At 66.0% G+C, this 21267-nt stretch carries 20 protein-coding genes and 1 pseudogene; 12 read left to right on the top strand and 9 right to left on the bottom strand.

Annotated features, from left to right (window positions below; all coding sequences use genetic code 11):
- Positions 1 to 270: 270 nt before the first annotated feature.
- Positions 271 to 732, bottom strand: a complete 462-nt coding sequence (locus KRR38_RS10125) for a hypothetical protein (protein WP_217401091.1) — start codon at positions 730 to 732, stop codon at positions 271 to 273.
- 358 nt (positions 733 to 1090) lie between these two features.
- Here KRR38_RS10125 and KRR38_RS10120 point away from each other — a divergent pair, with 358 nt between their 5' ends.
- Positions 1091 to 1426 carry a hypothetical protein gene (locus tag KRR38_RS10120; RefSeq protein ID WP_217401089.1) on the top strand — a complete coding sequence of 112 codons (336 nt, stop codon included), beginning with the start codon at positions 1091 to 1093 and terminating at the stop codon, positions 1424 to 1426.
- A gap of 254 nt (positions 1427 to 1680) precedes the next feature.
- Here KRR38_RS10120 and KRR38_RS10115 read toward each other — a convergent pair whose 3' ends face one another.
- Complete coding sequence (locus tag KRR38_RS10115) at positions 1681 to 3207, bottom strand: CpaF family protein (RefSeq protein ID WP_217401087.1); 1527 nt, start codon at positions 3205 to 3207, stop codon at positions 1681 to 1683.
- Positions 3208 to 3300: 93 nt separating this feature from the next.
- Between KRR38_RS10115 and KRR38_RS10110 the strand changes: the two genes are divergently transcribed.
- Positions 3301 to 3615, top strand: a complete 315-nt coding sequence (locus tag KRR38_RS10110) for an HNH endonuclease (RefSeq protein ID WP_217401085.1) — start codon at positions 3301 to 3303, stop codon at positions 3613 to 3615.
- Between the two features lie 66 nt (positions 3616 to 3681).
- Here the strand turns inward: KRR38_RS10110 and KRR38_RS10105 are convergent, their stop codons facing one another.
- From KRR38_RS10105 to KRR38_RS10080, 6 genes and pseudogenes are all read right to left on the bottom strand, one after another.
- Positions 3682 to 3939 (bottom strand): ATP synthase F1 subunit epsilon, encoded by a 258-nt coding sequence (locus tag KRR38_RS10105; protein ID WP_217401083.1) that lies wholly within the window; start codon positions 3937 to 3939, stop codon positions 3682 to 3684.
- A gap of 6 nt (positions 3940 to 3945) precedes the next feature.
- Positions 3946 to 5404: pseudogene (gene atpD, locus KRR38_RS10100) on the bottom strand (F0F1 ATP synthase subunit beta).
- A 24-nt stretch (positions 5405 to 5428) separates the two neighbouring features.
- The gene (locus KRR38_RS10095) at positions 5429 to 6304 is read right to left on the bottom strand and encodes a F0F1 ATP synthase subunit gamma (protein WP_217401081.1); all 876 of its coding nucleotides are present in this window, start codon (positions 6302 to 6304) and stop codon (positions 5429 to 5431) included.
- Between the two features lie 66 nt (positions 6305 to 6370).
- Positions 6371 to 7900 carry a F0F1 ATP synthase subunit alpha gene (atpA, locus tag KRR38_RS10090; protein WP_217401079.1) on the bottom strand — a complete coding sequence of 510 codons (1530 nt, stop codon included), beginning with the start codon at positions 7898 to 7900 and terminating at the stop codon, positions 6371 to 6373.
- 2 nt (positions 7901 to 7902) lie between these two features.
- The gene (locus tag KRR38_RS10085; RefSeq protein ID WP_217401078.1) at positions 7903 to 8457 is read right to left on the bottom strand and encodes a F0F1 ATP synthase subunit delta; all 555 of its coding nucleotides are present in this window, start codon (positions 8455 to 8457) and stop codon (positions 7903 to 7905) included.
- A gap of 156 nt (positions 8458 to 8613) precedes the next feature.
- Complete coding sequence (locus KRR38_RS10080) at positions 8614 to 10179, bottom strand: S1C family serine protease (RefSeq protein ID WP_217401077.1); 1566 nt, start codon at positions 10177 to 10179, stop codon at positions 8614 to 8616.
- Between the two features lie 133 nt (positions 10180 to 10312).
- On the opposite strand from KRR38_RS10080, the gene KRR38_RS10075 reads away from it, so the two are divergent.
- The 4 genes from KRR38_RS10075 (at position 10313) to KRR38_RS10060 (ending at position 13411) form a co-directional block, all read left to right on the top strand.
- Positions 10313 to 11368 carry a bifunctional transcriptional activator/DNA repair enzyme AdaA gene (locus KRR38_RS10075; RefSeq protein ID WP_217401075.1) on the top strand — a complete coding sequence of 352 codons (1056 nt, stop codon included), beginning with the start codon at positions 10313 to 10315 and terminating at the stop codon, positions 11366 to 11368.
- Positions 11369 to 11438: 70 nt separating this feature from the next.
- Positions 11439 to 12407, top strand: coding sequence for an adenylate/guanylate cyclase domain-containing protein (locus tag KRR38_RS10070; protein WP_217401074.1), 969 nt, complete (start codon positions 11439 to 11441; stop codon positions 12405 to 12407).
- Positions 12408 to 12459: 52 nt separating this feature from the next.
- On the top strand, positions 12460 to 12957 hold the full coding sequence (locus KRR38_RS10065; RefSeq protein WP_217401072.1) for a ferritin family protein: 498 nt from the start codon (positions 12460 to 12462) through the stop codon (positions 12955 to 12957).
- 103 nt (positions 12958 to 13060) lie between these two features.
- Positions 13061 to 13411 (top strand): DUF1622 domain-containing protein, encoded by a 351-nt coding sequence (locus tag KRR38_RS10060; RefSeq protein ID WP_254514733.1) that lies wholly within the window; start codon positions 13061 to 13063, stop codon positions 13409 to 13411.
- Here the strand turns inward: KRR38_RS10060 and KRR38_RS10055 are convergent.
- The gene (locus KRR38_RS10055) at positions 13396 to 15561 is read right to left on the bottom strand and encodes a primosomal protein N' (protein WP_217401069.1); all 2166 of its coding nucleotides are present in this window, start codon (positions 15559 to 15561) and stop codon (positions 13396 to 13398) included. The genes KRR38_RS10060 and KRR38_RS10055 overlap by 16 nt on opposite strands.
- Positions 15562 to 15638: 77 nt before the next feature.
- Here KRR38_RS10055 and KRR38_RS10050 point away from each other — a divergent pair, with 77 nt between their 5' ends.
- The 6 genes from KRR38_RS10050 (at position 15639) to KRR38_RS10025 (ending at position 21257) form a co-directional block, all read left to right on the top strand.
- Positions 15639 to 16364, top strand: a complete 726-nt coding sequence (locus tag KRR38_RS10050) for a DUF4197 family protein (protein ID WP_217401067.1) — start codon at positions 15639 to 15641, stop codon at positions 16362 to 16364.
- 54 nt (positions 16365 to 16418) lie between these two features.
- A complete protein-coding gene (fsa, locus tag KRR38_RS10045) occupies positions 16419 to 17069 on the top strand; it encodes a fructose-6-phosphate aldolase (protein ID WP_217401066.1) in 651 nt (216 codons plus the stop codon).
- Between the two features lie 110 nt (positions 17070 to 17179).
- Positions 17180 to 18994 (top strand): cobaltochelatase subunit CobT, encoded by a 1815-nt coding sequence (cobT, locus tag KRR38_RS10040; protein ID WP_217401064.1) that lies wholly within the window; start codon positions 17180 to 17182, stop codon positions 18992 to 18994.
- Positions 18994 to 19659, top strand: a complete 666-nt coding sequence (locus KRR38_RS10035; RefSeq protein WP_217401062.1) for a nitroreductase — start codon at positions 18994 to 18996, stop codon at positions 19657 to 19659. The genes cobT and KRR38_RS10035 overlap by 1 nt, the downstream gene beginning before the upstream one ends.
- 3 nt (positions 19660 to 19662) lie before the next feature.
- Positions 19663 to 20337 (top strand): nitroreductase, encoded by a 675-nt coding sequence (locus KRR38_RS10030; protein ID WP_217401060.1) that lies wholly within the window; start codon positions 19663 to 19665, stop codon positions 20335 to 20337.
- Positions 20337 to 21257, top strand: coding sequence for an EamA/RhaT family transporter (locus tag KRR38_RS10025; protein WP_254514732.1), 921 nt, complete (start codon positions 20337 to 20339; stop codon positions 21255 to 21257). Before KRR38_RS10030 ends, KRR38_RS10025 begins: the two co-directional genes overlap by 1 nt.
- Positions 21258 to 21267 lie beyond the last annotated feature (10 nt).

Raw genomic sequence — 21267 nt, 5'->3', positions numbered from 1 at the left:
CCCGTCCTGACAACCTCTAGCTCAGGTCTCTCGGTAGGGTATGTCGCGTTGTTAGGATCGCTTTCGGTGGTCTCGCTTCGCGACGGTCGGCCTGTACAAATGGTTGTCGATAGCGGCAGCTGGCTCCTAAAATTCGATGTCGCAGTCGTTGTTGTTGCCAGCGGTCGAGCCTCAAATTGGGCGACAAGGCGTTTTCACCTCCATGAACGAGCGGCAGCTTTCAATCCCATACTTCCACGAACCGAATGACTGATACGTCGGCGGGGCGAGCTATTCCCCGCACGGGAAATCAATTGAGAAAGATTGACGCTCACTTCCAATCCGAGCCGCGAACACGACTGTGCCGGCACACCCAATGTCTCGAACCCAGAGTGGTACGACGGCATTGCCATCCTTACTTGTGAGAATGCTTTTGAAAGTGCGCTGCGCGAGGATCTTGCTAGCCTTGTCCGTGGCCGAAAGAAAGAGCGGCTGAGCCAAGTTCTGCTCACCTGAAGTGCGGACGTGGATAGTGAAGAGCGCATCGTTCGCTATCTCCTCTGCCTCTCCCTCTCCGATGATCGTATTCCAAAGGGTGATTGATCTGGGCGGAGCGATGTCCTCTGAAAGACGTCCACTCTCCTCATACCAGAGCCGCACCTGCGGTCCCTGCAGATGCGCGGGAACGGGTTCCGCATGCAAGCCGGTCGTCCCAAAACCGATCAACAGCGCGATCCTGTTCATCCGCCGCATTTTGCTAGCCATCTCCACCCCATGATCAGCTGTTCGACGAGATTAGCTCGAATTGCAGGAGCTGAACATACGGCCGCTATTGGGGACGATCGAAGAGAGGCGCTACGTCCGCTTTGTCGGCGGGATCGGCCATTCCCTTGACGGAACTATGCCGCCTGCAACGCACGCGAAATGTCATCGCGTGCAGTGTGGATAAAGAGAGGCTCAATCTTATTTGCTGGAGCTGTCGTCCTGTGTGGACTTGCGGAAAGGCGCCCCGAAAAGCTGGCTTTGATCTTAATGATGGGGGCCTGCTTTGCTTCGATAGTCCTCGGCGGCTGGCTGTTCGCAAACCATCGCCAGCACTAGCTCGCCATGGTTGACCGGAATCATCGATGAGCTTGGAGCAACTCGCGGAAAAGATCGCCGAAAGCCTGGCTCGCCATCCATCGCGAGGCCTGGTCGATGGCGCCAGGGGCATGACCGACGGCACGTCGACCTCGCCGGCGTCGCGCACGACGTGTTGCTGGCTTCGATTACCGAACTGAAGCCTGCCAGGAAATCCTGGAGCGGCTGGTTCCTGACGAAGGCCGACGCGCGACGAAGATGTCCCAGGAACGAGCGGGAACTCGAAAAACTGGCCGAACGGCTGAAGGACGCGAGCAACGATGCCGAGGCTGCAATCATGCGCCTGAAATCTCGTGAAATCGGCTGATAGCCCACTGCGCGCCACTCATACTGCGGCTGCCGTGAGGAAACATTTTCCTACTTCGCGGCGCTCTGACAGGCTTTACGAGCCGCGGTGCGTCCGCTGCTCTTTGAAGCGTCCGATATTTTTACCCTTTGAACGGACACCCTGTCCGCCGCGGACCAACATATTGGCCAGTAACGATATTACCCATCCCGAGCCGGGTTACAGGGTGTAACTTGTGTAACCCTGCCGGAAGCGGATGGGCAGCGTCGCCGGCCTTAGAGGCAGGCTTCGAGGAAGGCCTGGTCGAAGCCGAACTGGCGCGCCTTTTCCAGCGTGTAGGGGCGCAGGCCCGAGCTGCGAAACTCGCCGATGATCTTGCCGTCGTCGGTCTCGTCTAGGTACTCGAACTTGAACAGCTCCTGGGTGACGATGACGTCGCCTTCCATGCCGATCACCTCGGTGACGTTGGTCGTGCGACGCGAACCGTCGCGCAGGCGCTTGACCTGGACGATGAGGTCCACCGATTCGGCGATCTGGCGGCTGATGGCTTCCTTCGGGATCTTGATGTCGCCCATCAGGATCATGTTTTCCATACGGCCCAGGCACTCGCGCGGGCTGTTGGCGTGAAGCGTGCACATCGAGCCGTCGTGGCCGGTGTTCATGGCGGCGAGCAGGTCGAAGCATTCGGCGCCGCGGATTTCGCCGAGGATAATGCGGTCCGGGCGCATACGCAGCGCGTTCTTGACGAGGTCGCCGATGGTGATCGCGCCCTGGCCTTCGAGGTTCGGCGGGCGGGTTTCGAGCGGTAGCCAGTGCGGCTGCTGCAGGCGGAGTTCGGCGGCGTCTTCGATCGTCAGCACGCGCTCGCCGGGGTCGATCATCTTCGACATGGCGTTGAGCATCGTCGTCTTGCCCGAGCCGGTACCGCCCGAGATGACGATGTTGAAGCGGCAGGCGCCGGCGATCTTCAGCGCGGTGGCCATCTTGTCGCTCATCGAGCCGAAGCCCGCGAGCATGTCGATCGTGATCGGCTTCTCGGAGAACTTACGAATCGAGATCGCGGTGCCGCGCAGCGACAGCGGCGGCACGATCACGTTGACGCGGCTGCCGTCCTTGAGGCGGGCGTCGGCCAGCGGCGTGGTCTGGTCGACGCGGCGGCCGACCTGGTTGACGATGCGCTGGGCGATCTGGAACAGGTGCTGCTCGTCGCGGAAGCGGATCGGCGCGAGCTGCAGGCGGCCCTTCTTTTCGATGTAGGTCTGCTCGGGGCCGTTGACCATGATGTCCGACACGTCGGGATCGTTGAGCAGCTCTTCGAGCGGGCCGAAGCCGAGCAGCTCGTCGATCAGCACCTTCTCGAGCGCGAACTGCTCGCGGCGGTTGAAGGTGACCTTGAGCTCGGCCAGCACTTCCATGATGATCGGCCGGAATTCCTCCGACAGCTCTTCCTTGGTCAGCGTGGCGGCGGCTTCGGGATCGACGCGTTCGAGCAGGCGCGGCAGCACCTGTTCCTTGATCTTGTGGATCGAGGCCTCGAAGCCAGAATGGTCGTAGGTGTTGGCTTCCTGCGCCGCATTGGCGCGGTCGCTGAGGCGGGTCATCGCATCGACGTTGCGGTCGTTCGAGCGCGGGGCGGGCTCCTCGGCCGGGAGCGGCGGGAACTGCTCGCCGCCGGCAGGTGCGCCGGGGTTGGAGGCGGGCCGTGCCTCGACGCCGCTCTTCATCGGCCTCGCGACACCGAAAGCCGGGCGAGCGCCCGGTCCCATGCCGCCTGCACCATTGCGTCGCCCGAATGCGCTCATAGCTTCAATCCCATCAGCGGCGGCCCGTCCATGGTAGGGCTCCCGCAAGCGTTCTTGATTGAATGATAAGGTTTAAAATTTGATAAGTTCCTAATGCGCGAGCGGACATTTGGGCCGGGTAGAGTGGAAGGGGCTGCGGACGGTACCTGCTGGCTCTGCACGCGCCCCTTGGGACGGCGCGTGGAGTGGCATCATCCGGTGCCGAAAAGCCGCGGCGGGCGCGCGGTGGTACCGCTCCATCCGATCTGCCACCGTGCGATTCACGCCAATTTCAGCAACCTTGAGCTGGCGCGGAGCGGGCCGGAGGCAGAGGCGCTGCGGCGACATCCAGCCATCGCGAAATTCCTCGCCTGGATAGCCGACAAGCCTGCCGATTTCCATGCGCGGACGGCAGCCCGGCGATCGTGACGCAACGAAAAAGGGGCGCAGCGGCATTAACCGATGCGCCCCTTCGGGTATCGTTGATCGGATCGATCAGCTCTCGACGTGCTCCGCAAGCACGGTCAGGCCGCTGGCGCTGACTTCGGCGAAGCCGCCGACGATCTTGATCTCTTCCGGAGCGGCGCCGTCGGTCTTGTAGACCTTCAGGGCGCCGTCGCGGATCGTCGACATGAAGGGCGCGTGGCCCTCCAGCACGCCGAACTCGCCCTCGGAGCCGGGGACGACGACCATGTGGACGTCGTCCGAGCGGACGAGTTTGGCAGGCGTGACGAGTTCGAAGTGGAGAGCCATGATGCCTTACGCCTCTTCGGCCAGCTTCTTGGCCTTCTCGATCGCCTCGTCGATGCCACCGACCATGTAGAAGGCGTTCTCGGGCAGGTGGTCGTACTCGCCGTCGACGACCGCCTTGAACGAGCGGACGGTGTCTTCGACCTGGACAAACTTGCCCGGGATGCCGGTGAACACTTCGGCGACGTGGAACGGCTGCGACAGGAACTTCTGGAGCTTGCGCGCGCGGCTGACGGTCAGCTTATCCTCTTCGGAAAGCTCGTCCATGCCCAGGATCGCGATGATGTCCTGCAGCGACTTGTACTTCTGCAGCGTCTCCTGGACGCGGCGCGAGGTGTCGTAGTGCTCCTGGCCGACGACGGCCGGGGTCAGAACGCGCGACGTCGAGTCAAGCGGGTCGACCGCCGGGTAGATGCCCAGTTCGGAGATGGCGCGGTTCAGCGTGGTCGTCGCGTCCAAGTGGGCGAACGAGGCGGCCGGCGCCGGGTCGGTAAGATCGTCCGCGGGAACGTAGATCGCCTGGACCGAGGTGATCGACCCCTTGTTGGTCGAGGTGATGCGCTCCTGCAGCTGGCCCATGTCGGTGGCCAGAGTCGGCTGATAGCCCACCGCCGAAGGAATACGGCCGAGCAGAGCCGACACTTCCGAACCCGCCTGGGTGAAGCGGAAGATGTTGTCGACGAAGAACAGCACGTCCTGGCCTTCCTCGTCGCGGAAGTATTCGGCCATGGTCAGGCCCGACAGGGCGACGCGGGCACGGGCGCCCGGGGGGCTCGTTCATCTGGCCGAAAACGAGCGCGACCTTGGAACCTTCCGAGGTGGCGTTGCCCTCGGCATCCTTGGCGATGACGCCGGCGTCGAGGAATTCGTGGTAGAGATCGTTACCCTCGCGGGTGCGCTCGCCGACGCCGGCGAACACCGAGACGCCGCCGTGGCCCTTGGCGATGTTGTTGATCAGTTCCTGGATGAGCACGGTCTTGCCGACGCCGGCACCGCCGAACAGGCCGATCTTACCACCGCGCGCATAAGGCGCGATCAGGTCGATGACCTTGATGCCGGTGACGAGAATGGCGGCTTCGGTCGACTGGTCGACGAATTCCGGGGCCTTGGCGTGGATCGGGGCGAACATGTCCGAGTTGACCGGGCCACGCTCGTCGATCGGCTCGCCGATGACGTTGAGAATGCGGCCGAGCGTCTTGGGGCCGACCGGCACGGTGATCTGCGCGCCGGTGGACTTCACCGGCTGGCCGCGGGTCAGGCCGTCGGTCGCGTCCATGGCGATCGTGCGGACCGTGTTCTCGCCGAGGTGCTGGGCGACTTCGAGAACCAGGCGGTTGCCGTTGTTATCGGTCTCGAGCGCGGTGAGGATCGAGGGAAGTTCGCCTTCGAAGGTCACGTCGACGACGGCGCCGATGACCTGGCTGATCTTGCCTGCGGTGGTTTGGTTCAGGACGGGGGCGGTTGCCATTTTCGTTTCCTTGCCTGCTATGTCTTAGAGCGCTTCCGCGCCCGCGATGATCTCGATGAGCTCGGTGGTGATCGCGGCCTGGCGGCTGCGGTTGTACTGGATGGTCAGCGCGTTGATCAGTTCGCCCGCGTTGCGCGTGGCGTTGTCCATCGCGGTCATCGACGCGCCCTGTTCGGACGCGTTGTTCTCGAGCAGCGCGCCGAACAGCTGCGTGCGCAGGTAGCGCGGCAGCAGCGCGGCGAGGATTTCCTCCTCGTCGGGCTCGTACTCGACGACGGCGCCCGTATCGGCCGACGCGGCCTTGGGCGCGGGGACCGGAATAATCTGCTGCTGCGTCGGTTCCTGCGTCAGCGCGTTCCTGAACTTCGAGAAGAACAGGTGCGCGACGTCGAACTTGCCGTTTTCATAGAGCGTGACCAGTTCGTCGGCGATGCGCTCGGCCTCGTTGTAGCCGGGCTCGCGCACGTCGGTCGTGTCGAACATCTGCAGCACGCTCTTCGGATAGGTCCGGCGGATGACCGCGCGGCCCTTCTTGCCGACGAGGTAGAACAGTACGGTCTTGCCCTTGGCTTCGAGCTCGCGCGCCGCGGCCAGGGCAGCCTTGACGATGTTCGAGTTGAAGGCGCCGGCGAGGCCCTTGTCCGAGTTGGCGACGACAAGCAGGTGGACCTGGTCGCTGCCGGTGCCGGCCAGCAGCTTGGGCGAGTTCTCGCTCACCGTGATCTTGCTGGCGAGGCTGGCCATGACTTCTGCGAGACGCGCGGCGTAAGGGCGTGCCGCTTCCGCGGCCGCCTGGGCCTTGCGCAGCTTCGCCGCGGCGACCATCTGCTTGGCCTTGGTGATCTTCTGGGTCGACTTGACCGAGTTGATCCGCCCTTTGAGTTCCTTCAGCGAGGCCATGACGGCTCCCTAATTCGTCGTCCCAGCTTTCACCGGCCGGCTTCCACCAGGACGACGCGTTATTCCTTACGCGAACTGCTTGCCGAACGTGTCGAGCGCGGCCTTGAGCTTGGCCTTGGGCTCGTCGCCCAGCGCCTTGCTGTCGCGGATCGCGGTCAGGATGTCGGCGTGCTCCGAACGGATCCAGCTCAGCATCTCGGCTTCATATTCGGTGACCCGGTTGGTCTCGACGCTGTCGAGGTAGCCCTGGGTGCCGGCGAAGATCGACACGGTCTGCTCCTCGAACGGCAGCGGGCTGAACTGAGCCTGCTTGAGCAGTTCGGTCAGGCGCGCGCCGCGGTTCAGCAGCTTCTGGGTCGAAGCGTCGAGGTCCGAACCGAACTGCGCGAAGGCCGCCATTTCGCGGTACTGCGCGAGCTCGAGCTTGATCGAGCCCGAAACCGACTTCATCGCCTTGGTCTGGGCGGCCGAGCCGACGCGCGACACCGAGAGGCCGACGTTGATGGCCGGACGGATGCCCTGGTAGAACAGGCCGGTCTCGAGGAAGATCTGGCCGTCGGTGATCGAGATCACGTTGGTCGGAATGTAGGCCGACACGTCGCCCGCCTGGGTTTCGATGATCGGCAGCGCGGTCAGCGAGCCGCCGCCATTGGCGTCCGACATCTTGGCCGCACGCTCGAGCAGGCGAGAGTGGAGATAGAACACGTCGCCCGGATAGGCTTCGCGGCCCGGCGGGCGGCGCAGCAGCAGCGACATCTGGCGATAGGCGACGGCCTGCTTGGAAAGGTCGTCATAGACGATGACGGCGTGCATGCCGTTGTCGCGGAAGTATTCGCCCATGGTCACGCCGGTGTAGGGCGCGAGGTACTGCAGCGGCGCGGGCTCCGAAGCGGTGGCGGCGACGACGATGGAATATTCCATTGCGCCGTTCTCTTCGAGCTGGCGGACGATCTGCGCGACGGTCGAGCGCTTCTGGCCGACGGCGACGTAGATGCAGTAGAGCTTCGCCTTCTCGTCGGTGCCCTTGTGGGCGTCCTTCTGGTTGATGAAGGTGTCGATCGCGACGGCGGTCTTGCCGGTCTGGCGGTCACCGATGATCAGCTCGCGCTGGCCGCGGCCGACGGGGACGAGAGCGTCGATGGCCTTGAGGCCGGTCTGAACGGGCTCTGACACCGACTGGCGCGGGATGATGCCCGGGGCTTTCACTTCCACGCGCTGGCGCGATTCGGCGACGATCGGGCCCTTGCCGTCGATCGGGTTGCCGAGGCCGTCCACGACGCGGCCGAGCAGGCCCTTGCCGACGGGAACGTCGACGATGGTGCCCGTACGCTTGACTTGGTCGCCTTCCTTGATCTCGCTGTCCGAGCCGAAGATGACGACGCCGACGTTGTCGGCTTCGAGGTTCAGGGCCATGCCCTTCACGCCATTGGCGAACTCGACCATTTCACCGGCCTGAACCTTGTCGAGGCCGTGGATGCGGGCGATACCGTCACCGACGGACAGCACCGAACCGACTTCCGAGACCTGGGCCTCGGTGCCGAAGTTGGCGATCTGGTCCTTGATGACCTTCGAAATTTCTGCGGCGCGGATATCCATGTTCAGCCTTTCATCGCGTTCGCGAGGGAATTGAGACGGGTGCGGATCGAGCTATCGATCTGACGGCTCCCGATACGGACGACGAGGCCGCCGAGGATCTCGGGATCGACGGAGGCCTTGATCTTCACTTCCTTGCCTTCGCGCGCCTTCAGTTTGGCGGCGAGCTGGGCAATCTGCTTGTCGTCCAGCGGGTGGGCGCTGGTCACTTCGGCATTCACCTCGCCGCGCTGGGCGGCGGCGATGGCGGCGAAGGAACGGACGATGTCGGGGAGGGCAGCCAAGCGGCGGTTGGCCGCGAGCACGCCGATGAAATTCTTGGTCAAGGGCGAGAGGCCGAGCACGCCGCCGACGGCGTCCATCGCCTTGGCGGTATCGTCGCGGCTGACCTTGGGATTGCGAATCAGTGCGGCCAGGTCGTCGCTGCCCTTGAGCGCTTCGCCCAGCTTTTCGAGGTCGGTCTCGACCGCGGTAACAAAGCCCTGCTCACTGGCCAGATCGAACAGCGCAGAGGCGTAGCGCCCTTGCAAACTGGCCGTAATGCCGCCGGAATTCTCCACGCGCGTCGGTTCCCTCTTACCGGATGGGGCAGGCACACAAAGCCGCGCGAATACGCACGGCGGCCCGCAGTCGGGGCGCGCATAGCGACGATTGTGACGGGATGCAAGGCGGGGGAAGCTGTTCTGAACGTCGCTCCGGGATTGCCCCCGGATCCCTTACTCCGTGGGTTGGGGCGACGCGGAGGCCTTGCTGCAATTGTACACAAGCCGCTCGTTCGGCGAGTCGGGCAGCATGGCTTTCAGGCCCAGCAGGCCGGCGCTCATCGCACGCGCCGCATCGGGTCCGCCGCCGCATTGAGGGGCGGGCAGCTTGGCTTGCTCGGCGCGAATCCTGGCCATCGTCTCGAAGTCGAGCAGGTAGCGCTGCGCCTGGTAGGTTCCGGTCGCCGGATCGAAGTTGGAAACGGTGACCGTCTCGTCGTCCTTGGGTACGTTGAAGCGGAACCAGCCGTCGGGGCCGCTGGCGAACTGGCTGTTGCCGTTGGCGCAGCCGTTCTCCTGCCAGGACAGCGGGACATCCGCTGTCTGCGACACGGTGACGCGGCTGCGCTGGAGATCGAGCACGCAGACGAGATTGCCGGAAAGCGGTCCTGCGGACACCGCGCTCTTGCCGCCCTTGCTGGCCTGATCGAGCAGTTCGTCCGCGCGCGTGCCGATCTCGGCCAGCGAGGGACGCATCACCCAGGCGGTCACCGCGCCGCCGAGCAGCAGGACGGTGAAGACCGAGGCGATGATCGTGTCGCGCTTACGCTTCTTGGTGAGCAGGAACACGCCAGCACCGCCCGTGGCCAGGGCCAGCAACAGGGCGAGGCCCGACAGCGCCATGCCGTTCTCGCGCTTGCCGATGATCTCGAGCTGCGCCTCACTGCGGGCCTTGTCGGCAGCGACCGCGGCGACGCGCTGGGTTTCGAAGGCACGCTCCTTCTCGCCCGTGGCGCGCGCGGCCTCGTCGCGATTGAAGTCGGCCAGGCTGCGACAAGGTGCACCTGTGGTCTGCGGCTTGACCTGGGCTTTTAGCAGGAAGCGCGAAACCTCGCGCATCGAGGCGGCGAAGTAGAATTCGGAATCGGCGTCCTGCGACACCGTGCCGAACGAGTTGATGCCGATCACCCGCCCGCAGGCGTCGAGCAGCGGACCGCCGCTGTTGCCGGCGCCGATCGGGGCGGTGTGCAGAAGCGTGTCGTACTGTTTCGACGATCGCCCGGCCGAGATGTTGCCGCGCGTCTTCACCGGCGCGGACGGGCTCACCATGTCGCTGATCGAGTAGCCCTGGGCGATGTCGACATTGCCCGGATAGCCGACGGCATAGACGTCCTCGCCGTCGGCCACGGGGCCGTTGTAGAGTGTCGCGACGGGAAGCGAGCCAGCGTCGACAAGTTCGATCAGTGCCAGATCGTTGCCTTGCGAGACCGCGACGACGCGGGCGAACCAGCCGCCTTTGCCTTCGGAGGGGACGACGCCGATCCGCATCGTCTCGTCGCCCTCCGCCGGTGCGATGACGTGGGCGTTTGTCAGGATGCGGTTCGGACCGACCGCGACACCCGATCCGTGGCCGACCAGCGAGAGCTGCTCGCCATCGCGCGAGATCAGCACGATCCGCACTACGCTGCGCGCTGCGGCGGCGATGTCGGCGGGCTCCGCCTCCAGCCGCGCCGGTACGACGATCGCGAAGACTCCGCCCAGCATGGCAAGGATGGCGAGAAAGCGGGCGAATCGGCTCATGCGCGGCTGTTTGCCCGCCTTGCCGTCCGCCCGCAATGAAAGGCCGCTGCATGTCCTGTGGCTTTGAACGCAAACCGCGGGAAGCAGGCCGCGCAATCGTGCGGCATCCCTTGCCTCCAGAAGGAGGCGTGCCATGTATCACGACGTGACCATCAAGACTCCCACCGACGACGAAGCCCGCTGGCGCATCGCGCTGGCCAAGGACCGCCGCTTCGACGGGACTTTCATTACCGGCGTCCATTCGACGGGCATCTATTGCCGACCGTCCTGCCCGGCACGTCCGCCGAAGCGCGAGAACGTCGTCTTCTATGCAACCGCGGCCGATGCCGAGGCGGCTGGCCTGCGCGCCTGCCTGCGCTGCCGGCCCGACGACGTCTCGCGCGACGAGGCGGCGGTCGTCCAGGCGATCAAGATGCTACGCGATGCAGAGGAGACGGTGCCGCTCGAAACGCTGGCCGCCGCCGCCGGCTATTCGCCCGCGCATTTCCAGCGCCTGTTCAAGCGTGCGGTCGGGCTCTCGCCCGCTGCCTTCGCGCGCGCCTTGCGGATGGAGCGGGCCGAGGATGCCCTGAGCGCCGGCGGGCGGGTGACCGACGCGGTCTACGACGCGGGCTTCGGCGCGCCGTCGCGTTTCTACGAGGCGAGCGAAGGCCGGCTCGGCATGACGCCCTCGGCCTGGCGCGATGGCGGGCGCGGGGTCTCGATCCACTGGACCGTGGTCGCAACCAGCCTCGGGCCGATGCTCGTCGCAGCGACTGAGAAGGGCATCTGCCGCCTGTCGTTCGGCGAGAACGGCACGGACCTGGCTGCCCGCTTCCCCAGGGCCGAACTGATCGAGGGTGGAGAGGACTTCGCCGCGCTGTTTGCGGAAGTCGTTGCCGCTGTCGAGAAGCCGGGCGACTCGCGCCATATCCCGCTCGACGTCCAGGGCACGGCATTCCAGGAGGCGGTCTGGCGGGAACTGCGCCGCATCCCGCCCGGCAAGACACGCTCCTATGCCGAGATCGCTGCCGCCGTGGGCAAGCCGGGTGCGGTTCGCGCCGCCGGATCGGCCAATGGCGCCAACAATGTCGCCGTACTGATCCCCTGCCACCGTGTAATTCGGTCGGACGGAACCCTGGGTGGCTATGCCTATGGTATGACTATTAAACAGGAATTGCTCGAACGGGAACGAATGCCGTCGCGCTGAACGGAACAGGGGCGCGATTGACGATTGTTAATGTCGATGGTGTATAGGCTGGTCTGCTTGGGGATATCAGGTGAGCCAGCGCGTGGCCGATACTTTCATCCGATACGAAGTGGACGGCAGGGAAATCGAAATCGCCATCGAGCGGCTCTCTATCTGTGGGCTGGGCCGTTCGGCTTCGAACAAAGTGGTTCTCGCCGATGCCATGGCCTCGCGCGAGCATGCGATGCTGCGGCGCAATGCCACCGGGCACTGCATTCTCAATGACTTGGGCAGCACCAATGGAACCCGGCTCAACGGCCGGCCGGTGACTACGCCGACCGAGCTCAAGTCGGGCGACGTCATCCATATCGGTGCGCACCTCATCGAATTCGTCCAGAACAGCGAACCCACCGCCATTTCCGAGCCGCCGGGGGGCAATACGCAGTTCCTGCTCAAGCAGCAGCTCGTCAGCGTGATCGTCGCCGACATGCGCAACTACACGCGGATGTCCGCCGAGATGGGCCCCGAGCGCACCGGCGAGATGATGAGCGAGATATTCCGCGAGATCGGCGACCGGCTGCAGCAGACCAATTGCTGGTCGACCAAGTTCATCGGCGACGCGGTGATGGGCCTGTGGATCCACAACGGCAACTCGATGGCCCGCGCCGACATCGTCCAGGCCTTCAACATCGTCAGCGAATACCAGGAAGTGTTCCGCGTCGCCGAGCGCAAGTTCAGTCCGCCGCAGGCCTTGCGGTTCGGTTGCGGCTACAGCGCCGGCATGGCCTCGATCGGCAACCTCGGCGCAGCTGGGGCCGCCGATTTCACCGCGATGGGCGAGGCGGTGAATACGGCGTTCCACCTCGAGACAGCGACCAAGCAGATCGGCTGCGACGTGGTCATCTCGCAGGCCGTGTTCGAAGCACTGTCCGACGTCGATTTCGCACCGGCCGGGCTTATCGAAGTCGAAGTGAAAGGACATGCGCGGCCCTTGACCGCGCTGCCGCTGCGTTTTGACCAGATCGGCGGTTTCCTGGGCACACTGCTCGCAGCGGCGTGACGCGGCCGCCGCCGCGGTATAGCCTCGGGCAAAAGCTGCGAAGGAATAGGTCATGACCGTAGAACTGCCCGCCGGCGCGCCGGCCTCGATCGGCGAAGCTTTCGCCCATATCAACGCCGTCGACGCGCCCAGCATCGACCAGCTCAAGGTCATGGTCCTGCTCGAGGCGGCAGGGCAGGAGCTCTACCGCAACATGGCTGCGGGAACCGACCACGAAGGCGTGATCGCCATCCTCGAGCATAACGGCCGCGAGGAACTGGCCCACGGCCACCGAGTTGCCAAGGCGATCCGCGCGATCAGCGGCGAGGAATACCTGCCGCCCGCCGCTGCGGACAATCCCTACCTCGCCGGCCCGATCCCGACCGCGCCCGTCACCGCCGAGGCCCTGCGCGGTCTGGCCAAGGGCGAGTTCGCGGGCGAGGGGCTGTACGAGAAGTGGGCCGCGAACATCGGCAACGAGGAAGCTGCCAAGCTCTTCCGCCAGAACGGCAAGGAAGAGGTTGAGCACGGCGACAGGCTGATCGAGGCGGCGGCACTGCTCGAGGGCTAGGCGTTCGATCCAACCTCTTTGGCAGTCGGTACTTGTCCCGATAGCGGGGCGGGGCCGGCAGCCTAGGCTATCGCCTCGTTCCTGGTCTGCCGGGGAGTGCGCCTTGGCCTATTTCGCTCACTTGAGCGCCGAATATATCGCGCTCGGCGCGAATATGCTGGCGATCCTCGCGATCGCGGTCGGCTGCGTCCAAGGTGCCATCGGCCTGTCCTATCTGCTGCTGTCAGGCGGTCCGGAAGACAGGCTGCGCCAGGCCTGGCTCGCGTTCGGCCGATGGCTGGTGGCGGGGCTGACATTCCAGCTGGCGGCGGACATCGTCGAAACCACCCTGGCGCCCGATTGGGACGACATCGGCAAACTCGGCGCGATTGCCGCCATACGCACGGCGCTCAACTATTTTCTCGATCGGGACATGGAGGTCCTGCGTGAGCGCGGCCGTCAGACGAAGCTGTAGGGATCGATATCCACGTTCACCCGCACGCCCTGTGGGAAGTCGAACTGGCCGAGCCACTCGCCGATGATCCGCTGTACTTCGGCCGAGCGCCGCGCGTTGATCAGCAGGCGGTAGCGGTAGCGGCCGCGCAGCAGGGCCATCGGTGCGGGCGCGGGGCCGAGGATCAGCACGTCGGGCAGGTCCGGGCGTCTTCCGCCGATCGCTCGCGCGGCATCGCGGGCTTCGGCTTCGTCCTCCGAGGAAACGATGATCGCTGCCCATCGGCCGAAAGGCGGGGCGCCGGCGTCGCGGCGGGCTTCGGTCTCGGCGGCGTAGAAGGCGTCGCGGTCGCCGGCAGCCAGTGCCGCAATTACGCTGCTTTCGGGGTGGCGCGTCTGGATCAGGACTTCGCCGGGCTTCTCGCCGCGGCCAGCACGGCCCGCGACCTGCGCCACCTGCTGGTAGGTCCGCTCGGCCGCGCGTAGGTCGCCGCCTTCGAGGCCGAGGTCGGCATCGACCACGCCGACCAGAGTGAGTTCGGGAAAGTGGTAGCCCTTGGTCACGAGCTGCGTGCCGACGATGACGTCGATCAGCTTGCCTTCCGCCGCGGCAACGAATTCGCCGACCTTCTCGGGGCTGTTGAGCGTGTCCGAAGTGACTACTGCCACCCGCGCCTCGGGCATCAGCTCGGCGACCTCGTCGGCGATGCGCTCGACGCCGGGGCCGCAAGCGACGAGGCAGTCGGGCGTGCTGCATTCGGGGCAGGCCTCGGGAACGGGCACTTCGTGGCCGCAGTGGTGGCAGGCGAGCCGGCGCGACAGGCGGTGCTCGACCAGCCAGGCGGTGCAGTTGGGGCACTGGAAACGGTAGCCGCAGTGGCGGCAGAGGGTCAGCGGCGCATAGCCGCGGCGGTTGAGGAACAGCAGCGACTGCTCCCCTTTCTCCAGCCGGTCCTTCAGCTCCTCGACGAGCCGCGGGGCGAGCCAGCGGCCGCGTTCGGGCTGCTCGGTGCGCAAGTCGACCAGCGAGATCGTCGGTAGCTTGGCGCCACCGAAACGGTCGGGCAGGGCGATACGCGTGTAGACGCCGGTATCGGCGAGATGCATCGATTCGAGCGCGGGCGTAGCGCTGGCCAGGATCACCGGGATGCTTTCGAACCGGGCGCGAATGACGGCGACATCGCGGGCATTGTAGCGCACGCCGTCGTCCTGCTTGAACGAGGTTTCATGCGCTTCATCAACGACTATGAGGCCAAGTTTGCGATAGGGCATGAACAGGGCCGAGCGCGCCCCGACCACGACCTGCGCCTCTCCCGAGACGATCGCCCGCCAGGCCCGCCGCCGTTCGCTGGCTTTGAGCGAGCTATGCCAGAGCACCGGCGCGACGCCGAAACGCGCCTCGAAACGCCGCAGGAAGTTTTCGGTCAGCGCGATTTCGGGAAGCAGTGTCAAAACCTGTCGCCCTTGCTGCAATGCTGCCGCAACGGCTTCGAAATAGACTTCGGTCTTGCCCGAGCCGGTCACTCCGTCGAGCAGAAAGGGCGCAAAGCCGCCGGCCTCTACCGCGGCGACGAATATGTCAGCGGCCTCCTGCTGTCCTTCGCTGAGTTCGGGCACGGCGAAGTCGGGCCGGGCACGCGGGTACGGGCGATCGATATCCACGGTAACGGGTTCGAGCAGCCCGGCCCCGACCATGCCGCGCAGCACGCCTTCGGAGACGCCGGCGATTGCGGCGAGTTCGCGGATCGTCGCCTGCTCGCCATGGAGCGCATCCATTGCAGCGGCGCGCTGGGGCGTGAGCCGGGCAGGTTCCTCTCCGGTCAGGCGATATTCGGTGGTCGTCCCGCCGCCGCGCAGCGCAGCGCTGCTGCCCAGCGCCATTCGCGCCACAGCGGCGAGCGGCGCAACGTAGTAGTCCGCGGCCCATTCGATCAGCCGGCGCAGCGGCGCGGGGAGCGGCGGCACGGGCAGCACTTCGAGCAAGGGGCGCAGCTTGCTGTCGGGCACCTCCGTCGCCGGCAGGCGTTCCGCTTCCCAGACAATTCCCACGATCTGCCGTGGCCCCAGCGGCGCGACCACTACCGAGCCGGGCTCTATCGCCATTCCCTCGGGAACGCGGTAATCGAGCGCACCGAGCGCGGCGTTGAATACGAGGAGTCGAGCGCGATTCATCCTGTCGCCTATAGCTATTCATCGCGGATATAGGCATCGCCCTGCAGGCAAGCCGTCAGAATCAAGAGGAAAGCCGAATGACTGCAACCGGATACCCCGCCATCGACCGCCGTGAATTCCTGGTCGGAGCGCTGACCGTCGGCGTCATGGCGGCCCTGCCGGGCGTGGCGCTGGCCCAGGCTGCGGGCGATCCCGCGAGCGAGGCCGTGCGGCGGTTGATGGTGCTCTCGACCCAGTCCGCCCTGACGCGCCTGAGCCAGACGAACGGGTTCATCAACAGCGTCGTGGCGCGCTTCGGCCTGCCCGTGCTGTTCACCAAGGGCGCGGCGGCGGGCACGGGCGTGCTGGCGCAATCGGCCTTCCGCATGCAGCTTATCCAGCGGCTCAACCAGTTCGCCGAAGCCGGCGCGCGCGGTGCGGTGCCGGCCATGGCCGAAGCCGCGCGCAAGCTGCCGATCACCGATGCCGCCGCCATCCTGCGCGGCCGGCCGACCGCGGCGACCAGCGCCTTACGGCTTGAGATGGGCTCGGGCCTGGTCAATGCGCTGCGCACACCGCTCGAGCAGGCGCTGACCGCGGCGCAGGACCCCACCGTGGCCCAGGCGATCGCGGCACTGCCGGGCGTCACCCTGAGCGACGTCGCCCATGCCATTGCGCTCTCGGCCGACAACGGCATCTGGTACGAGATCGGCGCGGACGAGGCGGATATCCGCGCCAATCCGGCTACGGCCAACGATCCGGCGCTGTCGGCCGCTCTGGCCGCCGCGCGCCCGGCGATTCAGCCGCCGGTGCCGCAACCCTAGCGGCAGACGGGCGGGCGGCCTATAGCGGGCGCGGAATCGCCCGCAGGAGCCATCATGAAGTTTTTCGTCGACACCGCCGACACCGCTGAAATCGCCGATCTTGCCGAGACCGGCCTGCTGGACGGCGTCACCACCAATCCCTCGCTGATCGCCAAGGCGGGCCGGGATTTCAAGGAGGTGACCAAGGAAATCTGCGCGCTGACCCACGGCCCGGTGAGCGCCGAAGTGGTCGCGCTCGATCACGCCGGGATGATGCGCGAGGCCGAGATTTTGCGCCGCATCGCCGACAACGTCTGCATCAAGGTGCCGCTGACCATCGACGGGCTCAAGACCTGCAAGAAGCTCACCGGCGACGGCACCATGGTCAACGTCACGCTGTGCTTCTCGGCCAATCAGGCGCTGCTCGCGGCCAAGGCCGGCGCGACTTTCGTCTCGCCCTTCGTCGGCCGGCACGACGACAACGGCTTCGACGGCATGGACCTGATCCGTGACATCCGCCTGATCTACGACAACTATGCGTTCTCCACCGAGATCCTCGTCGCCTCAGTCCGCCACCCGATCCACGTGCTCGAAAGCGCGCGTATCGGCGCAGACGTCGCGACGATGCCGCCCGCGGTGATCAAGAACCTGTTCAAGCATGTCCTGACCGAGAAGGGCATCGAGGGCTTCCTCGCCGACTGGGCGAAGACGGGTCAGTCGATCTGATCTTGCGGTCGTCCCGGCCTTGACCCGGGACCGCTGGCCGCTTGATCCGACCTGGAGGCCAGCGATCCCCGCTTGCGCGGGGATGACGGGTTGGCCATTGAGCACCGGTTATGTCCGACGAATCCCCAGCAGACCGCTTCAAGTCCGTCCTAGCCGGTGCCAGCCGCGCGCTGGCGCATGACGCCGAGGTCGAGGTCAACTGGACGGCCGATGCGCCGAGCCAGTCGGGCCATACCTTCCGTGTGCCGATGCCCGGACGCAGCCTGCCGCGCGGCGCGGCGATGGAAGCGCGCGGTTTTGCCGACAGCTTCGCGCTCAAGCTGCGCCATCACAGCGACACGCTGCATAGCCGCCACGCGCCGATAGAGCCCGTCGCGCGCGCCTGTTACGATGCGATCGAGCAGGTGCGCTACGAGGCGCTGGGGGCGAACGACTATGCCGGCATCCGCGACAATCTCGACGCGACGATGGCAGTGCGCATGGGCACCGATCCGATCACCCGCGCCACGAACGTCGAGGACGTGCCTGTCCAGTCGGCGCTGGCGCTGCTGCTACGCGAGGCGCTGACCGGCCAGCCGGTCCCGGCTCCGGCCAAAGCAGGCGTCGAGATGCTGCGCGGCTGGATCGAGGAACGCGCCGGCGACGACTTCGCCGCGCTCGCCAATTCGATCGACGACCAGAAGGCGTTCCAGGCGTTGTCGCTCGACATGCTCCAGCATCTCGAACTCGTCCGCGTCGAGCCGCAGGACCAGCAGCCCGACGACGGCGACGACCAGGACGGCGACGAGGAAACCGAGGACGACGAGCAGGGCGACAGCGCGGGCGAGGACCAGCAACCCAGCGAAATGGCGGCCGAGACCACTGAGGGCGAGGACGACGGCGACGACCAGAGCGAATCCGAAGCCTCGGACGATACCGACGAAGCCGACGGCGGCGACGAGGGCGAGGAGGGCATGCTGCCCGTTCGCCCGAACCGCCCCTGGACCGACTTGCCGTCCGCCTTCGACTACAAGGTGTTCACCGAGGCCTTCGACGAGGTGGTCGGGGCCGCCGATCTCTGCGACGAGGAAGAGCTGACCCGGCTGCGCGCCTATCTCGACGCGCAGCTCAAGGGCCTGCAGGGCATCGTCACCAAGCTCGCCAACCGGCTCCAGCGCCGGCTGATGGCACAGCAGAACCGTTCGTGGGATTTCGACCAGGAGGAAGGCCTGCTCGACGCGGCGCGGCTCGCTCGCGTGGTCGTCTCGCCCGGCCAGTCGTTGTCCTACAAGATCGAGCGCGACATCGAGTTCAAGGACACGATCGTCACCCTGCTGATCGACAATTCGGGCTCGATGCGCGGGCGGCCGATCTCGATCGCCGCGATCAGTGCCGACGTGCTCACGCGCACGCTCGAGCGTTGCGGGGTCAAGACCGAGATCCTCGGCTTCACCACGCGCGCCTGGAAGGGCGGGCAGAGCCGCGAGGCCTGGCTCGGCGCGGGCAAGCCGCAGCATCCGGGCCGCCTCAACGACCTGCGCCACATCGTCTACAAGAAGGCCGACGAGCCCTGGCGCCGCGCGCGCCGCAACCTCGGGCTGATGATGCGCGAGGGGCTGCTCAAGGAGAACATCGACGGCGAGGCGCTGCTCTGGGCGCACACGCGCCTGCTGGCGCGGCCCGAGGATCGCCGCATCCTGATGGTCATCTCAGACGGCGCGCCGGTCGACGATTCGACGCTGAGCGTGAACAGCGCCGGCTACCTGGAAGCGCACCTGCGCAAGGTGATCGACTGGATTGAGCGCCAGTCGCCAGTCCAGCTTGTCGCCATCGGCATCGGCCACGACGTCACCCGCTACTACAAGCGCGCGGTGACGATCATGGACGTCGAACAGCTCGGCGGGACGATGATCGAGCAGCTCGCGGGCCTGTTTGAGGACAACTGATGAAGCTATCCGAAGCCGTTGCCTCGCGCCGTTCGGTCCGTTCCTTTCTCGATAAGCCGGTAGACCTCGCGGTGCTGCGCCGCGTGCTCGAGAAGGCGCAGATGAGTCCGTCGGGTTGCAACTTCCAGCCGTGGGAAGCGACGGTGCTCACGGGTGAGCCGCTGCGAGCATTGCAGGCAAAGATGATCGCCGCGGGAGCTCAGGATCCCAAGGAATACGACGTCATCCCGCATGGCATTCCGCAGGCGTACATGGACCGGCTCGGCGTCATCACCGCGCGCCGCCTCGACAAGGAGGGCATTGCCCGCGAGGACGCGGCCAAGCGCGCTGCATCGAACGCGCGCAACTGGAACGGGTTCGGCGCGCCGGTGCTGCTGCTCTGCTATCTGCCGCGTGTCATGGGCCCGCCGCAGTGGTCCGACGTGGGGATGTGGCTGCAGACCGTGATGCTTCTGCTCCGCGAGGAAGGCCTCGATAGCTGCGCCCAGGAATCGCTGGCTGCGCACGGCCGGTTGATCAAGCAGCACATCGGCGTCAGCGATGAGAGCCACGTGTTCTTCTGTGGCATGGCAATCGGCTACCGCGACGATGAGGCCCCGATCAATCACTACGAGCGCAGCCGCGTGGCGCTGGATGAAGCCGTTCGGTTTCACGGTTTCGACTAGGCGATGAAGGTTTCCGAAGCTGCCGCCAGCCGCCGCTCGATCCGCGCTTTCCTCGATACCTCCGTCGACCGAGCCGTGCTCGAACGCGTGCTGGAGACCGCGCAGCGCGCACCTTCAGGGGGCAACGTCCAGCCGTGGAATGCCGTGGTGCTGACCGGCGAACCGCTTGCGCGGCTCCAGGCGGCAATCGGCGAGGCGCTGGCATTGGGCAAGGCCGGGCGCTCGATGGAATACGACATCTATCCCAAGGGCCTCGACGGTGCCTACGAGGAGCGCCGCGTCGGGGTGGGCGAGGTGATGATGTACGAGGCGCTTGGCATCGCGCGCGAGGACAAGGCTGGCCGGCTTGGCCAGTTCGCAGAGAACTTCCGCGCTTTCGGGGCGCCGGTGCTGATGCTCGTGCATACGCCGCGCTACATGGGACCACCGCAGTGGTCGGACATCGGCATGTGGCTGCAGACGGTCATGCTGCTGCTGCGCGGGGAGGGGCTCGACTCCTGCCCGCAGGAAAGCTGGGCGATGTATGGTCGGCAGGTGCGCGAGGCGATCTCCGTGCCTGAGGATTATGTCTTCTTCTGCGGCCTGGCCATCGGCCGCCGCGATCCGGCGGCGCCGGTCAACCTGTTCGACGTTCCGCGCGCGCCATTGTCCGAGGTTGTCCGGTTCGAGGGGTTCTGATGGACCACGGACTGCTCTGGGTGCCGCTGACCCTGGTCGCAGCGGCCTTGCAGGTGGTGCGCAACGGCGCGCAGGCCAATCTCACCGGCAAGATCGGCACGCTCGGGGCTACGCAGGTACGCTTCGTCTTCGGCCTGCCTTTCGCGCTGCTGTTCCTGGTCGGCGTGCTGGCGGTGGCTGATGCGCCGCTGCCGCATTTCACCGCTGCCGCGGTCGGTTGGACCGTGCTCGGCGCGGTCACGCAGATCGGCGGCACGGCGATGATGCTGTTCGTCATGCATCGCCGCGCCTTCGGGGTCGCCTACACCTATATCAAGACCGAGCCCGTGATCGTCGCGCTGCTCGGCGTGGTGCTGCTCGGCGATCATCTGCCGGCGCTCGCCTGGGCGGCGACAGGTCTCGTCACCGCGGGTGTGATCTTCGCTTCGGTCAAGCCCGGCGAATACGACAAGCTGGTCAGCGAGGGCGGGATGATCATGGCGGGCATCGTCTCGGGTGCGCTGACGGGGCTGTGCTCGATCGCCTTTCGCGGCGCGATGGAGGCGTTGCCCGCCGAGGGAAATGGGGGCACTTTCGTGGTCCGCGCGCTGACGGTGCTCGCGTCCTCGCTGGTGGTTCAGACCGCACTGCTCGGCACCTACCTCGCGGTATGGGAGCGGGAGGCCTTCATCGGCTCGCTGCGCGAGTGGCGCAATTCGCTCGGTGCCGGCGCGGCCGGCGCGGCGTCTTCGGCCTTCTGGTTCACGGCGTTTTCGCTGACCCCCGCCTCCAACGTGCGGACGATGTCGCTGATCGAACTGCCGATTGTCGCGCTAACCTCGGGTCGCCTCACGGGGCGCAAGATGGCGGGGCACGAGATCGCCGGCCTCGCCGTGGTGATGGGCGGCGTCGCGCTGCTGCTTTACGCCCACGCGGCTTGACCTTAAGGCG

It is taken from the genome of Novosphingobium sp. G106, assembly GCF_019075875.1.
Taxonomy (GTDB): Bacteria; Pseudomonadota; Alphaproteobacteria; order Sphingomonadales; family Sphingomonadaceae; genus Novosphingobium.
The sequence above is the reverse complement of the archived record's forward strand: the minus strand, read 5'-3'. Positions and strand labels throughout refer to the sequence as shown.